The 14526-nt window shown below is 57.4% G+C and carries 15 protein-coding genes and 2 pseudogenes; all 17 read right to left on the reverse strand.

Features of this window, described 5'->3' with window-relative positions; all coding sequences use genetic code 11:
- Positions 1–23 precede the first annotated feature (23 nt).
- The 17 genes and pseudogenes from CPH57_RS00610 to CPH57_RS00690 all read right to left on the reverse strand — a co-directional run bounded on the left by CPH57_RS00610 (position 24) and on the right by CPH57_RS00690 (position 14479).
- Positions 24–311, reverse strand: a complete 288-nt coding sequence (locus CPH57_RS00610) for a phage tail assembly protein (protein WP_033641917.1) — start codon at positions 309–311, stop codon at positions 24–26.
- A gap of 64 nt (positions 312–375) precedes the next feature.
- Entirely contained in the window at positions 376–885 is a 510-nt protein-coding gene (locus tag CPH57_RS00615; RefSeq protein WP_033641919.1) for a phage major tail tube protein, read from the reverse strand.
- Between the two features lie 12 nt (positions 886–897).
- A complete protein-coding gene (locus CPH57_RS00620) occupies positions 898–2067 on the reverse strand; it encodes a phage tail sheath protein (RefSeq protein WP_033641920.1) in 1170 nt (389 codons plus the stop codon).
- Positions 2068–2207: 140 nt separating this feature from the next.
- Positions 2208–2765, reverse strand: coding sequence for a tail fiber assembly protein (locus CPH57_RS00625; RefSeq protein WP_050594401.1), 558 nt, complete (start codon positions 2763–2765; stop codon positions 2208–2210).
- Positions 2765–4642 carry a phage tail protein gene (locus CPH57_RS00630; RefSeq protein WP_033641921.1) on the reverse strand — a complete coding sequence of 626 codons (1878 nt, stop codon included), beginning with the start codon at positions 4640–4642 and terminating at the stop codon, positions 2765–2767. Before CPH57_RS00630 ends, CPH57_RS00625 begins: the two co-directional genes overlap by 1 nt.
- Before the next feature lie 2768 nt (positions 4643–7410).
- Positions 7411–7932: pseudogene (locus CPH57_RS24805) on the reverse strand (phage tail protein I); the annotation flags it as partial.
- A complete protein-coding gene (locus tag CPH57_RS00640; protein WP_033641923.1) occupies positions 7925–8833 on the reverse strand; it encodes a baseplate assembly protein in 909 nt (302 codons plus the stop codon). The pseudogene CPH57_RS24805 and the gene CPH57_RS00640, both read right to left, overlap by 8 nt.
- A gap of 4 nt (positions 8834–8837) precedes the next feature.
- Entirely contained in the window at positions 8838–9188 is a 351-nt protein-coding gene (locus CPH57_RS00645; protein WP_033641924.1) for a GPW/gp25 family protein, read from the reverse strand.
- Positions 9185–9820: a phage baseplate assembly protein V gene (locus tag CPH57_RS00650; protein ID WP_069101126.1), complete on the reverse strand. Its 636-nt coding sequence runs from the start codon at positions 9818–9820 to the stop codon at positions 9185–9187. Before CPH57_RS00650 ends, CPH57_RS00645 begins: the two co-directional genes overlap by 4 nt.
- 85 nt (positions 9821–9905) lie before the next feature.
- Positions 9906–10370, reverse strand: a complete 465-nt coding sequence (locus CPH57_RS00655) for a phage tail protein (RefSeq protein WP_033641926.1) — start codon at positions 10368–10370, stop codon at positions 9906–9908.
- A gap of 53 nt (positions 10371–10423) precedes the next feature.
- Positions 10424–10936: a lysozyme gene (locus tag CPH57_RS00660; protein WP_033641927.1), complete on the reverse strand. Its 513-nt coding sequence runs from the start codon at positions 10934–10936 to the stop codon at positions 10424–10426.
- Positions 10920–11137 (reverse strand): annotated as a pseudogene (locus tag CPH57_RS00665) (HP1 family phage holin). Before CPH57_RS00665 ends, CPH57_RS00660 begins: the two are co-directional and overlap by 17 nt.
- Before the next feature lie 3 nt (positions 11138–11140).
- A complete protein-coding gene (locus CPH57_RS00670; protein WP_033641929.1) occupies positions 11141–11344 on the reverse strand; it encodes a tail protein X in 204 nt (67 codons plus the stop codon).
- Between the two features lie 191 nt (positions 11345–11535).
- Positions 11536–11730: a hypothetical protein gene (locus tag CPH57_RS00675; RefSeq protein WP_033641930.1), complete on the reverse strand. Its 195-nt coding sequence runs from the start codon at positions 11728–11730 to the stop codon at positions 11536–11538.
- A 63-nt stretch (positions 11731–11793) separates the two neighbouring features.
- Positions 11794–13890, reverse strand: a complete 2097-nt coding sequence (locus CPH57_RS00680; protein ID WP_096241906.1) for a replication endonuclease — start codon at positions 13888–13890, stop codon at positions 11794–11796.
- Complete coding sequence (locus CPH57_RS00685; RefSeq protein WP_033641931.1) at positions 13874–14095, reverse strand: TraR/DksA C4-type zinc finger protein; 222 nt, start codon at positions 14093–14095, stop codon at positions 13874–13876. The genes CPH57_RS00680 and CPH57_RS00685 overlap by 17 nt, the downstream gene beginning before the upstream one ends.
- A 78-nt stretch (positions 14096–14173) precedes the next feature.
- Positions 14174–14479, reverse strand: a complete 306-nt coding sequence (locus CPH57_RS00690) for a hypothetical protein (RefSeq protein ID WP_060659931.1) — start codon at positions 14477–14479, stop codon at positions 14174–14176.
- Positions 14480–14526: the final 47 nt, after the last annotated feature.

Raw genomic sequence — 14526 nt, forward strand, 5'->3', positions numbered from 1 at the left:
TACTGTCAGAGTAGGATCGACCGTTACTCGGCCGATGTCGGCGACAAAAAACCGATCACCTGGCCGGCCAGCGCAATCAGGTCAGGCAGTTCCAAACGGGCACACTCTTCCTTGGTCAGGTTCGGGTAGGTGACCCGAGGCAGAATAGTGATCAACGCATCGACATCGGCGTTGGCCAGCGCGGCCAGACCGATGCCGCGCAGGCTGCCGGCATTCGGCTTGGTCACTTGCACGCGAGTGATTTCGCTATCGCCACGTTTAATCGGAGTATTCAGGACGACGGTGTTTTCCTGGGATGCATTCAGTTCCATGGGGTATCCAGTTTTCAGTCGGAAAAAGGGGGCCAGCGCGGGGCTGGCCGTTTGAGGTGAAAAATTACAGGCCGATGGCGCGGCGGTGCGCTGCCAGCAGATCTACGCCGTCGACTTTTTCGATCATGTTGACGGTATCGATCTCGATCAGCTCTTTGCCGTCGATGCTCAACTTGAAGTAAGTGCAGTCGGTGGAAACTTTGGTTTCGGTATCTTCACCCTGCTTGAAGTCGCCGCTGTCGATCTCTTTATGACGGCCGCGCATCACCACTTCGAGCGCAGAGACGTCGCCGGTATCGTCGCGTTGGAAAGAGCCGGTAAAGCGCAGCGGTACCGCATCGACGCGGCCCCATTGCTTGAGCACCAGTTCGTCAATGCCGCCCATGGTCCATTCCACCACCAGCGCATCGTCGTCCAGGCCGAAGTCCACCGAGGCTGCGCCGCTCATGCCGCCGCCGCGGAATTTTTCCAGCTTGCGTGTCAGTTTCGGCAGCGTCATTGAGGAAACCACGCCCATGTAGTTGAAGCCGTCGTTAAACAGGTTCAGGTATTTCAGTTTTTTTGGCAGTGCCATGCTTCAGTCTCCTTAGCTGTTCACGGATGCGGCGAAGTTCGCCAGGTAGCGATCGGTAATGCGCTGACGCAGAGTCAGATCCTCCAGAGGCGGTACCGGGGTGTAGTCGTAATCGATAAACAGCTTGCCGGCCTTCAGGGTCTCTTTGTCGTTGGCGCTTTCGTCATACCAGCAGTCACCGTCGATGATCAGACCGGCGGATTTCAGTTCGCGGAACTTGGCCTTGATGCCGTCGATCATGTCGCGGATCAGCGTCGGGGTAAGCGGACGGTCAACCGCCCACAGATGAGCTTCGGCCAAGGTGTCGGCCAATACCTGCGCGGTGCGGGTATAGTTTTCAAACTGGAACAGCGGCTCGTCGGAGCAGGTGCGAGATCCCCAGAACTTGAAGCCATCTTTGCGGATCAGGGTGGTGACGCAACCTTCATTCAGCAGATCGGCGTCGGTGCCTGCGGTTTGCAGATCCCAAAATACGCTGGCCGAGATACCGCTCACACCGTTGACGCCGACGTTGGATAAGGTTTTATGCCAGCCGGTCTCCTGGTCGATCTTGGCACGCAGCCCCAGTGCACGAGCGGTGGCGAAGGCGATGTCGCTGCTGTTGGTGGTGGTATTCCAGTTGATGAAGTCCGGCCAAATCAGCATCAGTTCGCGCTGGCTGAAGTTGGCGCGATATTTGATGGCGTCGGACACGGTTTTACAGCCGTAAGCGCTGATATAGCCGAAAGCGCGCAGCTGCTGGCAGATGCCGGCCAACGCGGTCGCCACTTCCTGATTATCATGGCCCGGTACGCCCAGAATGCGTGGTTTCACGCCCAGCTCGGCCTGAGCGGCCAGCAGCGCTTTCATGCCGGTGTACTTACCGTTTTCATCGGCGCCACCGATGATATTGGACGTGGTTTCGGCCTCGTCTTTCCCTTCCGCCACGCGTACCACGACGGTTACCGGCTTAGTCTGCTCGGCGATCGCCAGCAGCGAACGCGCCAGCGTCCCTTTTTTACCTGCTTTGCCGCTGGCGGCCAGGACGTCGGTAATCAGCACCGGGGTGTTGAGAGGAAACAGGGTTGCATCGGCATCTTCTGCGGTACAAACCATGCCGACAATGGCCGTCGAGACGGTGGAAATTACGCGGGTGCCTTCGTTGATTTCGAGGACACGCACGCCGTGGTGATAGTCACCCATAGCATTACTCCGTTTGTGGTTGGTGATGACAGCATGCCTGTTGGGAGGTGGTGCCGCATCTCATTCGGGGTGTGGGATAACTGGTACAACAGCAGGAAAAATAAAGAAAAAAAACGCCCCGGGCGGGGCGTTGAACGACGTTATTGCGGCGGTTGCGGCCAGTCGATATCCGGGGCCGCTTCGGGATCGACCCGATTAAGCAATACGCGGTAGGTTTTCCAGCGGGTCAGCAGCCGCAGTTCCTCTTCGCTCGCCATTCCCAGGTCAGTAGCGTCGTTAAGCGTTTCTATCTGCAGCGAACTTTGCTTAATCAACTCTTGTTTTTTATTGGCGGCCTGTTGCCGTAGCTCCTGAGTTGAATACGATCTTGGTATGATGTTTTCTCCATCAAAAATCCAGCGGCCGTTGATATCAGCGCCTTCCGGCAAGTTTTCGACCTCCGCCACACTCATATTTTCTGGGAAAAATCCGGAAACGTCATAATGGCCTTCGGCATTCGGTTTCGCGGTGATTGAACGAATGATCCCGTCCTTGTCATACATCAGTTTTACCGTCTCAGGACGGAAGCTTTTTTGACATTCATACCAGTCTTCCCCGGCATCGGATTTTAAAAACAAAACACCGTGCGAGGCGGCCAGCTGTTTCTGTTCTACCGTTTCCGGCGCGGCGAGGGTAAAGTTTTTCATGTTATTCATCATTATACGCTCCAGACGGTAACCCAATTGCCACCAATGTGTTTTTGCAGCGGACGACGGAAAATTACGTCGATGTATTCATCCACGTTGTTGTTTGCTGCGCCGGTCAGGACATAACCCGCGCTATCCGAATAGCCGGGGCCTCGCCAGGTAGCGATACTTTCCACATTACCCAGGCGAACATCCCGCACAAAGTTGTGATTGAGATAGTTGCTTAAATAGCCTCCCCAAATGCCGCCGTTAATATTGCCGTCTGTTTGATAAGCGGCACCTGCAGCAAATAAGGTGCCGTTCGCGCGGAGTTCACCGTTATTACGGAAGCTGAACCAGCCATCGGCCCCGCCGTTGGCAACATGGATACCGAACTCATGGTGGCTCCCGACCTTCTCATAGTGGTAAAGATCGACGAGCAGATTACCTTGCCCCTGTAGACGCATACCGTTTGTTTGGCGATTGCCGTCGGGATGAGTAAGATTTCCTTGTTTAGTAATAAAATCAGAACTATAAAAAGCGGCCATACCGTTGATATTGGCCTTTCCGCCTATCCAGGCATCACCCGTCGCGCTCAGCTTGCCATTGACGTAATATTCATTGCCGTGAAAGGCTAAGGTGCCTTTGTTGTCATTGATGAGTCTGACATCGAAGTCACCGTTGCTATTGCCGTAATGAAAATCCAGATAGGGGGTGGTACCGAACAGCTCGACACCGGCTTTTGTGGTCAACGCTCCGGCGATGGTTACGCTGCCATTTACGGCTAAAGAGGGTGTAGTGAGGCCGGATTTACTCTCAATCGCTCCATTGACCGTTAAAGCGCCGGTAATGGTATCGCCGCTCTGTTTGACGAACTTCCCGTCGGCTTCCGCCTTGCTGTAGGCGTCGACGTCTGTGGCCGTCGGTTTAAAGCCGGTAGTGTAAATTCGGTACCAGTTCAGCGGTTTGTCAGGGGTCGTGGACGTGCCGATGTAAGATGATCCATTAGGCTGGATCGCCAGATAGCCGCTGGAAGGGCCGCCGTCACACGGCAGGTTCAAGACGCCATAAACACCGCCGCCCGGCGCATTTTTCGATGCACCCGTAACCCGATAGATTTCGCCACGGTTGCTCAGAGCGTCTTCGCGATGTATCGGGCCCCCCCCCAAACCGAACGCGCCCACCTCCATCAGGTTGGTTTTTTGCGCGCCGACGTTGCGTGTGGCGGCAGTACCCAGCTCCAGGTTGCCGCGCGCGACGGACTTGTTTGGCAGGTCTTTCAGGTTCGCCGCGATTTTCAGCGAGGCATCGTTAACCGCTTTGACGGCTTTCGGGGTAGCGGCCAGCGTTTCGCTACCGCTATTGCTGTCGTTGCTCAATTGAGTGAAACCCTTTGCCAGCAAGGTGGCGTCAGGATGATTGCGCGAGCGGGCATGTTCGGCAATGGCTGCACTCAGCGTATCGCGCGAGACCAGTAAGGCGGTCTTGTCTGCGACGATCGCCGCATTGGCGTCGCCTTTTACCAGAAGCACCATGCGCACGACCTGGGTGCGGCCGGCACCTTCGGTCAACTGCGGCTTGTAGGTGTCGGGCGTATTGGCGATCGCCACCAGCACGCCGTTTTTGTCATACAGCCCCAGCTCGCGGATCCACCAACCGCCAACGTCCTCCGGGATCACTTGTTCAGCGATCACTTGGTTGCTGTTGCCGGTATCTATCTGCAGTGAATTCAGCTCGGCGCGCCGTTTTTCGTTCACCAGCTTGGTCTGGCTTTCATCGGGCTGCGTTGGCGAACCGCCGCCGTCGCCGACCGCCATATGCGTAATTTCCAGCTTTTGGCCGGTTGCTGCAGCGTTAGCCAGCAGCGCTTTGCCCTGTTCGGTGAGCAGGGCGCGGTATTTTGCTGTCATGGTGTGGTTCTCTTCTGTTTGCCGGCCGGGTAGGTAAGGCCGTTTTTATACATCACATACAGACTCAATCCGCGCAGGATCTCGCCTGACCAAAAGCCGAAGAACATGCCGTTATCGGTGCCGAGACGCGGCGCGGGCGACCAGCCGCCGTCCATCACGTCACCGGTGGAGAGGTAATGTCTTTGTAATTCCGTAACGCATTGTTCGATAAAGTGTTCGAGGCCCTCAATTTCACTGCCGGCCATTCTTGCCAGCACCGCGCCAGCCAGCCACAGGCCGCACATGTGGCCGGTAAAATCCTGTGCATCGGGCTGCGGCAGGCCGGCCATCGGGAAATCGGTCGGCGTGACACCGCCGGCGTCATTGGTAAAATCAATCAGCCAGCGCAGCCAGTTTTCGACATATTCCACCAGCTTGAGCGGTGGCGTTTTGCTCGCCTGCTGTAACTCGAGCCAGGCGCGCGCGGCACCGAAGAAGGCGCGTGGCTGATAGCCGGACCAGGCCGTGCCGTCACCCCAGTGATACATGGTCCAGGTATCCGCCGGACCGTAACTCAGATTGTCCCAACGGTTCCAGATATAGGCCGATGCGCTGGGGCCCAGCACGCCGAATTGCTGCTGATACCACTGCTGCGACTGCCACAGAAACTCGACCATGTTGTTGAGCATCACCCCGTCGGGATCGGCGGCGGCGTGCACGAAAATGAACGGGTACTGGTAGCCCGGATAAGGCATGCCGTGCCAACCATCGAACTGTTGGCTGTCCGCCTGATAAATGTTGGAGAACGGCATGACGCCCGGCGTACAGAACAGGCCGTCGCGGCGGTGATTCAGGAGGGTGCAGTCTCCCAACAGCGCGGTGTAGGGGTGTGCCGCCTGGAACGTGATGCGATAGCGGATCGTGTAGCCGTCATCGGCGTTGAGCGTCGGTGGAATGTCGTTCAGTACGTAGTAGCTGAACGTGGCGTCCGGTACATTTCCGTCTTGCAGAATGGTTACTTGCTTGACGCGGCTGAAGCGAGGTGCAGCCGGTTTGGGCTCGACATCCTGATGGTCCGGCTGATAGCCGCTCAGCGTAGCCGCTTGCGGGGCGAAATTTGCGATTTGCCATTTGCCGCCGGTGGCGGGCAGCATCCAATACCAGCGCCATTTGTCATCATCTTCGAGCCGCAGGTTGAAGTCGGCGTCCGCGCGATAGACCAACTGCGTAACGGGGAAACTTTCCTCTGCGGTCAACCAGGCGCCGATCACCATACCTGCGTCGTCATTGGGGAAACGGGCTTGGATCACTGTCGCGCTGCGGCTGTCGTAAACCTGTTCCTCAAATTGGCTGGCGATCGCGCAACCGCCGTAGTCGGTCACTGCGCGCAGATCGGCCAGCAGATAGTCGCTGCCGTCTTCTTTCGTCAGCGCCGCCAGGCTGCTGAGCGCGATGTCGTAAGTTTTTACCTGAGGTTGGAGCGACTGCGGCAGACCGATGCCCCATTCCGTGGTGCTCGCCGCGTTTTTTTCCGGTGCTATAGATAGCTGTATTTTGCAGGAGATCGGCTGATTCTGATCGTCGACGCCGCCAAAGCAGGTGCGGATTTTTGACTGGCGATTAATGCGGAACCAGATTGCCTGTTGTTCCAGCGATTGTTGCGATGCTATCTCTTTGCGAATGGTGATCATGCCTTCGGCGCTGCGGCCGTAGCTTACCGGCGCACCGGAAGGGTATGACCAATCGTAGGAGATGCCGTCGGTAAACGGCGTATTGGCGCTGCGGCTCTGGCGAAAGAACTTATCCTGCGCATCAATATCGGTATATTCCATCGCGGTGAATTCAACGCTTTTCCAGGCGTTGAAATAGCGCTGCTCGCCGGTGATGCTGTGTAGCAGATAGCAGGCGTCGGCAAACCACAGCTCGGCATCGGCCGCGTTGCCCATGGCGTTGTGCGGGACCGGCACATGCAGCGGACGGTTATGCTGTACCTGATTGCGTTCGATTAACACGCCGCCGTGTTCGACCGGTTGGCGATTGGCGAAATTCAGCTTGTGATTGCCGCCGAGCGTGGCGTCTTTTAATTGCACCGTACCGATTTGTTCAGCGGGCAGCCCTTTGGCCAGGATCTCGCCGTCGGCGCCGATCTGGTAACCCTGCCAATTGATGATCCAGTCCACGTCATAGCGTGTACCGTCGTTATTCCAGTCGATTTCACCGGCGGCATTGAGCGCGCGCACCTGGGCGTTGACGGCATCCCAGGCCAGCGCGCCGTCGAAGGCGAAAGTAGCGATATCGAGATATTCACCCCAGTAGGGCGCGCCGTGAGGGATCTGCGTACGGCCCTTGTTGAACGTTAGCGGAATACCTTTGAAACCGCTATGCGTCGGATCCCTCGTATCGACCGGCCAATTGGCGGGCACTGGCTCTTTGGCGTTGACGATCCAGTTGGCGATCCAGCGTTGAGGGCTGTCAGGGATCGGCGCACCGTCGTAAAAGTAGGTCATATAGGCGTCAAAACAGGCGATGGCCTGATCCAAATATTTTTGTTCTCCGGTCGCCAGATACGCATGGGCATAGCCAAGGATCTGCAGAGCCTGTCCTTCGGTGGTGGCGTCGTTAGGCAGCCCCGCCATGCGCGACAGCTCGCGTTCATGACGGGAATCGGCCAAAACATGTTCGTCGTTGAACACGAAGTGTTGCTGAGTCGAGTCCAGCGTGGTGCCGGTATTGCGTTGCAAGAATTGGTAATGTCCCTCCAGCATTTGCAGGGCGAGACTGGCATAGTCGGGGTACACGGTAGTAAGCTCTCCATCATATTGACCGCCGGCGACGTCGATTGCGCCAGCGGCTTCGAGGTTCAGCGCCAGGCCTGTCAGATGGCGGCTGACCGGCTTGGCATCGGCGATCATCCGCTCCATTTCCAGATACATCTCTTCGGTGATACCGTTCTCCAACACGCCGATATCCAGCGTAAAGGTGCCGGGCTCACCGTTGGTTTCCCACCACTCGCGCAGTTTGATCAGGTAACCCAACGGTTCCACCACGCGGCGAATAGCGCCGATGGTGCCCTTGTGACGGTGGATGAAGAAAGCGGCGGCTACGACGCTGCGTTTGGCATCTTCCGTCCAGGTTTCATCCCAATGATCGACCGAGAAGGCCCAGGCCAGGTACGGCAGCAGATTGACCGGACAGGTGGCTGGATCCCACAGATCGCGCAGCGGCACCGGCATGGCGGCCAGTTCGGCACAGGCGGCCGCAGCCGCGACCTCCAGCGGGGAAGAGCCGACCGGCAGCAGACGGTTACTCATCGGAGCCTCCCACCGTCAGACGATAAGAAGCGCAATGTGACGCCTGGGTTTTGTCCAATACGATGTCGGCCTGCGGGGTCTTCAATTCAACGCGTTGCACCCCTTCGGCATGCAGTGCGGCGTAGATTGCCGACAAGCGAATGTCACGGCCTAAACGGTGCTGGGCGCTGATGTAATTTTTCAGTTTGGCTTCGGCAGCGCGACGTACCGGTTCTGCTTCAGGGCCAGGGTAGAGGTACAGTACGGCATCGATGTTGTAGCTGATGATGTTGGCAGAGCGGACGGTGACGCGATCGGCCACCGGGCGCACATCTTCATCGTTCAACGCTTTATCGACGATCGCCACCAGTTCGGCGCTGGCGGTACCGTCTCCTTCGCGTGACAGTACGGAAATCAGCACGTTGGCCGGACTCGGACTTATTGCGGAAACGTCGGCGACCCGGCCATCGGCGGAACGACCGTGATACTCGTAAGAGCCACTGGATCCAGCCACGCTTAAGCCTTCGAATGCCTGCTGGATGCGCACGCGGAAATCGCTATCCGATTCCATGACCGCCGGCAAGGGCGGGATGACGCTGTCATCCGGCTGTTGCACCACCAGGCGTCGCACCTGGAAGTTTGCGCCCAGTTGGTCGAGGTCGCTGCCGCTGGCATAACCCAGCATCACGGCCTTTGCGGCTTCATTCACGCGCTGGCGTAACAGCAGTTCGCGGTAAGCATTTTCTTGCAACAGTTTGACGATCGGCTCCGATTCCAGCGCCAATGTGCGGGCGATGGCTTCGCGCTGCTCTTCCGGGTAAAGGGAAATCAGCGTGGCCTTGCGATCGGCCAGCAGCGATTCGTAATCGAGAGGATCCACCACCGTCGGGGCGGGTAATAAACTCAGGTCAATGGTTGCCATGGTGTCAGCTCACTGAAATAGAAAGGGAAAAGGCATCCGGCGTATCTGTGCGGTTGCCGGTAATGTCGACCACCATTTTTCCGTCAAAGGTGGTGTTGCAACTGATGCCCGTCAACCGAATGCGTGGTTCCCACTGCAGCAGTGCGCTGTAGCAGGCCGCCATCATTTGCAATCGCAGTACGTCGTTTTGCGGCTGATCCAGCAACTCGGACAGCAACGAACCGTAGCTGCGGCGCATGACGCGTGAGCCGATAGGCGTAATCAGGATGTCGCTCACCGACTGACGAATGTGCTCGAGATCGGCGATTGCGCGGCCGTTGCCGCGATTCATGCCAAGAAATTTCGCGTTGTTCATGCTGGTTTGTCCGTTTGGCCTCCGCCGTTTTGCACTCCACCGTGGGTGTGGGTATGCACCACAATGCCGTTAGAGCTGATGCTGCCACCGGTGTGATTGAGATCGCCGGTCATCGAGCCGCCCTGATGGATGGCGATGGTGCCGGTAGTGAGTTGCTGGGTACACTCCACTTCGGGAGCGTCCAGCGTAATTTTTCCGCTGGCGATACAGGTGATGTTTGGCGCCGTCAGAGTGATCCGCTCGGCGGCTTCAATGGTGGCGCTTTTTATGCCGACGGCCTTAAGCGCCCCGATAGCCGGCTCGTATTCGAGCACTGCACCGTCAGGAAAAGCGATATGCGCCGCCTGTGCTGAGGCCGACGGTGCGGGGTGAGCATCGGAAAATACGCCGGGCAACACGAAAGCGGTTTCAAGTTCCCCGCCAAGTGACAGCACCAAGACCTGTTCACCAATGCTGGGCGCCCACCAGCTGCGTGCGTCGCCGGCCCGTCCGGTCAGCCAGTTGAGCCAGTCGGTAAGATTGCCGCCGGTGGCGACGCGGCAGCGCCCGCGTTCCAGGTCGAGCTCGCTGACGGTCCCGATCCGTATCAGGTTGCGCACCAGGCGCTGAATATCGAAGTTGTCTGTGTTCATGTCTCAAGAATGCCGCTGGATGAAAAGGGGGACAACGCGACGGCGTTTGGCTGCCGCCGGCACAACCGAAGCTGCCTGTAGGGCGCTACGGCTGACCAAATTCGCTGAGTAACTCTCCGTGCAGATAAACCTGGGTGAAGCGAACGATGTTCTCCGGTTCGGGAGGTTCAGCCAGCGGGGTGATATGCAATGCGCCATCGCGCAGTTCCACCCGGATGCGTTCGGTGAGTTGCAGCTGCAATATCAACTGGTTCGGCGTGTCTATATCCCTCTGAAACGAAAAATCATTTTTACGCTTGTCCGGATTGGCAAGAAGGTCTGGTTGGTGGCTGCGCAGCCAGGCCAGTACGGCGACCATGACCCGGTCGTCGTCAGCTGACGGCCCATCCAGCGCCAGATTGAGCTGATAGCGATATTCGAAGGACAGCGAGGGGGCGAGCGTTGAGATCACGCGGCCGTTAGCAATGCCAAGGCGCAATCGTTCGGGGTTTTGCTGCAATACGGGAATGGCATTGAACAGTGCTGCACGGAGCTGTTCGGGTTTTAACATGATGTATCTCCTGAAAAAGGAAGCGGTTTGAGTGGGCGTTTGTTGAAAAACGATCAGCGTGAGATGCCGCTCAGACATAGCGCACGTTCGGCCGTGCGGCGGCGCTCCAGTCCTTTGTTTTTGACGCCGTTGACATAAATCCAACGAGGCAGTTGATCGCAAGCCGCCTGCCACTGACGACGTTTGACAAAGGTGGCCAGCGTTGAATTGCAGGCGGCGTTGACGCCGACGTTGAAAGCGAAAGCGCTGACGGCGTCGTAAACCGGCTGCGGCATCTTGACATCCATACAGCGCGCGAGGCCGCGCTCTACGGCGCGTACATCGTCGATCAAATGGGCGGCCGCCTGGCGTTCGTTGATGACGGCGCCCGGCTTCACGCCGGCGGTGTGGCCGATGCCGTTGGTCCAGACGCCGGCACTGCATTGGTAGGGTGAAAGCCGGCAGCCTTCGAAATCGGCGATCAGGCGCAAACCTTGCTCAGAGGTTTTCAGCGTATTGAACTGAGGCAGCAGGGCAGCGAGGGTTAAAATAGCCGCCACGCTGCAGCGTTTAGCGAGTGAGCTCATCGTAGACTCCGCGTTTCAGGCCGTTTTTTTTAGCGATTTCAGCAACTGGTAGCTTTTACGCCGGTAGTACCAATTCACTGCAAAGGTACCGACGCCGACTGCGGCGCCGACCAGGATGGCAATGTCCTGTGCAGAGTGGCTCCCTAACCAGGCCAGGCAAGCCGCGACGAAATAGGCAAGGGTTGAAGTGAGTTTCTCCATCGCTTAATCCCACAATTTGACGGTTTCTCGTTGGGCCGCCGCAGGCAGGTCCGGCAATTCCACCGGTTGACCGTGCGGCAGCAGGGGCCCCAGATCGGCGAGGCCACGGTTAGCCAGATAGACTTGTTCCACCTGGCGTTGCGTGCTGCCGTAGTAGCGCCAGCAAATCGCATCAATGGTGTCACCTTGTTGTGCATAAATTTTCATCATTACCATCCTGCGATAGCGTTGGGAGAGAGGGCTGTGGCCCCGGATATCTTCAGTTTCGCGCGCGTGGGAGGGAGGGGCAACGCGAGGGGGTTGTGGATGAGATGGCACAACTGAGGCGCAAAAGTGCCGCCGGCAGAAATAAAAACCCCGCCGGCGGCGGGGGGATGAAAAACGTTTGGCTGGAGGGATTAGCAGGGGGGGTGTTCGTCAGCGGGATAAAATATTTCTTGATAATCATTGTTCGGCAGCACCTGACTGGCCAAATCGGAGATCAGCGACATGGCGATCAGAAACTCGGAGGCACTGCATTGCGCAGCCTGTGAAACATCGGCGATGAATTGGATGCGGGACAGTGTTACTTGTTGTTTATCCATAATTTCCACTGTTTTTGCCCTCTCTTGATTATACTGTGTATTTATACAGTATTAAGCAAAACGCTAAAGGCGTCAATGGTTGGACTTATCATTTGTGCAGTAAAAATACGGCCAATCATTGATTAGCGGAAATTGTACAAGGAGGCCGTCAAAATGAATTTTGCCGCCGCGTGCGAGAACCTCCAACTGCCAGCGTTGCGGTTCTATGCCAATACCTCGAAGTTTGCGGGCAATATTCAGACAATGCTGCCGCTGTGGCGGCGTCAAACGAGCCGACGGCGCGGGTGCCGGCGGCAAGTAAAGAGCGCGCGTTCCACAGTTATTGCCAGAACTCCAAGGCGTCGCGGCGGCGAGTGTTTTAGCGACGATCCGCCATTGCACGGTGCGCGTTCGGTATACCCGCTCAATTCCCAAATGCGGTGCATAAATGCCGACAACTTTTGTGACGGGCTCGTCATAAGCGTTCCGGGTTTCTGAGGCTTCGCGCGCGACACGCACCCACTGGTGGCTGCGTGGCACATTGGCGCCGCCTTGCGCCTGTATGTAACCGGCAAAGTCGCCGGCGTCGGCAGCGGCGCGCACGGCTTCGGTGCCGGCGTCAAACTGCGGCGTCAGGTTTTGGCCGCGAATACGTCGACATTCGCGGTAGACCCCGAGACCGGGCAGGCCGAAGGGATGAAACTGGGGGATGCGCCAGGTGGCGGCCCAGGCGCTGACCGCGCGGGCGATATCGCTCAGCGGGGCGCCGGTTTCGCGATCGAGCTCTTCCTCCAATGCATATCCATCGAGGTTTTTTGCGACATATTTGGCCAGATAGGCGGTTGCGCCACCCCGGTTGAGGTGTTTGCTCTGGAAACGATGTTGTTGGGCGCCAGGTTCTGCTGCATCCTGTTGCAGCGCATAACGCTGCATGATGTCAAGCACTGCCTGACGTTGCATTTGTGGAGTGAACATCATCAGATGCCAGTGCGGCGTGCCGTCATGATGAGGCTCAACCACTCGCATACCGTAGACCTGCAGACGGCGATCCTTGAAGGCGGTTCGCATTTTCCCCCACTGGGCAACCAGATAACGTTGGCCATCCTTCGGTGTTAGGGCTTGTCCTTGCCAGCGTGTATTGAAGCGCATTTTGCCTCGTGTGCCGACATGCTGGATAGGGTGAAAGCGTGCCGGCGTCGTCAACGTGATAAACAACCCGCAGTGGCCGTTGCGAGTGGCGTAGGTTTCTATACCGGCGAGGGTATTCATCAACTCCATACGACGAATGGCGGGATTGGCGATGCTGTCGAGCACTTTATCCATAAGATCGGCGCGCTCGCCCGTGGCGACGTTTTCCAGCTCGCAACGGTGAAGATAATCGAGGTTCGATTGACGCCGAGCCTTGACATCGTGAAGGGCCTGTCTGCTGGCATAAGGTGACGTGTTGTTGCGGACGTTGCCTATCGCGATTTGCAGCGCCTCGCGCCACTGCATGCGTTGCATTTTGAGACGCCGCAGCCACCAGCGATCGTCGGTCAGGCGCGACAGCGCCGCAATTGCCCGCTCGCTGTCCAACTTGCCTTTACGATAACAGCGCCAGTGCATGGGCTGGATATTGAAGGCGCGGGCCATCGTGGCGATTTGGCGATAGAGGCGGCGCTGTATATCCGCGTGTAGCAGGATCTCTGCATTATTGCCGTGCTTCGCCAGCAAGGCGTCACATTCACTCTGGTAGAGCGCAGAAAGTTGGCCCCCGATACGCCGCGCCAACTGCTCCAGCGCTTTATCGCCCAGCGCGGGCAGTGCGCTATAGCTGTCCGCTTCGCTGCCAAAGTGCAGTGATTTGCGTTGATCCAAACCGAAATTATTATTTACCTGCTGAATGCGTGGCCATATCCGCCGATGGAAAACTCGCACCAGATAATGCCAGGCGGCGTGGGCTCCCTTCTGGCTGAGCAGTTGGCGGTGGCGCTCAAGGAACGGCGTGCGCAAATAATAAGGCAGGTCATGAATGCACTGCAGTATCGCTTGCCATTGGCGCAGTTGGTCGCGATTCAGCGCCGCTTCGCGCCCTATCGCACGTCGTGGGGCATTCCATGGATAGGCGTAATCACCGTACGCTGCGTGTTGTATGGCAGAGGCGTTGACCGGCAGATGCTCCGCCGGCCTATTTTTAACGGCGAGCGACATGACGTTGCTTGGCTTCTGATAGCTGCTGGCAGGTCACGCAGCGGCTGACGCCGGGAATCGCAATGCGTCTCGCCACAGGAATCGCCGCGTCACAATCGGCACAGCAGAACGCCGAGGGCGCTGTGGCAACCGGCCTGGCATACGCAATTTGTTTCTCGAGCATCAATGCCTGGCGCTCCTGCGCCATATCAATAGTATCAGCCATAATATTTTCCAGTATTTAATAGGGTGAATTTGGGCCGAGCGGTGCCCGGCGGGTTGCACGCCAGCTTGATTCGAAAGGTTATTTTTTTGGGGTTAACAGACAGTCTGTTTCGCTGATATAGCGCGGCAACGATTGACTGAGCGAGATGAGTTCATTGAGTGCCGCGACGATTTTCCGCCGTTCGGCATAACCCATTTCGTGAAACTTTAACCACACATAGCGTTCAGTCAGCCCGGCGAGGAAGCAAAACGTATGGCGCAGGTGCAGCGGCGCCGTGTCGTAAATCTCTTCGGCATGGTTGGGTTGCCGGGCAAACAGTGTGCGGCGGATTTCAGCAATACGCCGCAGGCCGATAGCCCGTTGCTCCTCGCTGGCCAGCAGCATGACAGCCTCCTTATCTGAATTTGATGATGGATGAATACTCGCAAAAG

The sequence above is a fragment of the Serratia sp. JKS000199 genome, from assembly GCF_900215455.1.
GTDB lineage: Bacteria > Pseudomonadota > Gammaproteobacteria > Enterobacterales > Enterobacteriaceae > Serratia > Serratia ureilytica.

What these genes read in the sequence shown, in the direction of transcription:
- CPH57_RS00680 (WP_096241906.1), bottom strand. Translation starts at nt 13,890, where the DNA reads ATGTCGCTCGCCGTTAAAAATAGGCCGGCGGAGCATCTGCCGGTCAAC.
- CPH57_RS00655 (WP_033641926.1), bottom strand. Translation starts at nt 10,370, where the DNA reads ATGTTAAAACCCGAACAGCTCCGTGCAGCACTGTTCAATGCCATTCCC.
- CPH57_RS00645 (WP_033641924.1), bottom strand. Translation starts at nt 9,188, where the DNA reads ATGAACAACGCGAAATTTCTTGGCATGAATCGCGGCAACGGCCGCGCA.
- CPH57_RS00690 (WP_060659931.1), bottom strand. Translation starts at nt 14,479, where the DNA reads ATGCTGCTGGCCAGCGAGGAGCAACGGGCTATCGGCCTGCGGCGTATT.
- CPH57_RS00615 (WP_033641919.1), bottom strand. Translation starts at nt 885, where the DNA reads ATGGCACTGCCAAAAAAACTGAAATACCTGAACCTGTTTAACGACGGC.
- CPH57_RS00670 (WP_033641929.1), bottom strand. Translation starts at nt 11,344, where the DNA reads ATGAAAATTTATGCACAACAAGGTGACACCATTGATGCGATTTGCTGG.
- CPH57_RS00625 (WP_050594401.1), bottom strand. Translation starts at nt 2,765, where the DNA reads ATGATGAATAACATGAAAAACTTTACCCTCGCCGCGCCGGAAACGGTA.
- CPH57_RS00610 (WP_033641917.1), bottom strand. Translation starts at nt 311, where the DNA reads ATGGAACTGAATGCATCCCAGGAAAACACCGTCGTCCTGAATACTCCG.
- CPH57_RS00660 (WP_033641927.1), bottom strand. Translation starts at nt 10,936, where the DNA reads ATGAGCTCACTCGCTAAACGCTGCAGCGTGGCGGCTATTTTAACCCTC.
- CPH57_RS00650 (WP_069101126.1), bottom strand. Translation starts at nt 9,820, where the DNA reads ATGAACACAGACAACTTCGATATTCAGCGCCTGGTGCGCAACCTGATA.
- CPH57_RS00640 (WP_033641923.1), bottom strand. Translation starts at nt 8,833, where the DNA reads ATGGCAACCATTGACCTGAGTTTATTACCCGCCCCGACGGTGGTGGAT.
- CPH57_RS00685 (WP_033641931.1), bottom strand. Translation starts at nt 14,095, where the DNA reads ATGGCTGATACTATTGATATGGCGCAGGAGCGCCAGGCATTGATGCTC.
- CPH57_RS00620 (WP_033641920.1), bottom strand. Translation starts at nt 2,067, where the DNA reads ATGGGTGACTATCACCACGGCGTGCGTGTCCTCGAAATCAACGAAGGC.
- CPH57_RS00630 (WP_033641921.1), bottom strand. Translation starts at nt 4,642, where the DNA reads ATGACAGCAAAATACCGCGCCCTGCTCACCGAACAGGGCAAAGCGCTG.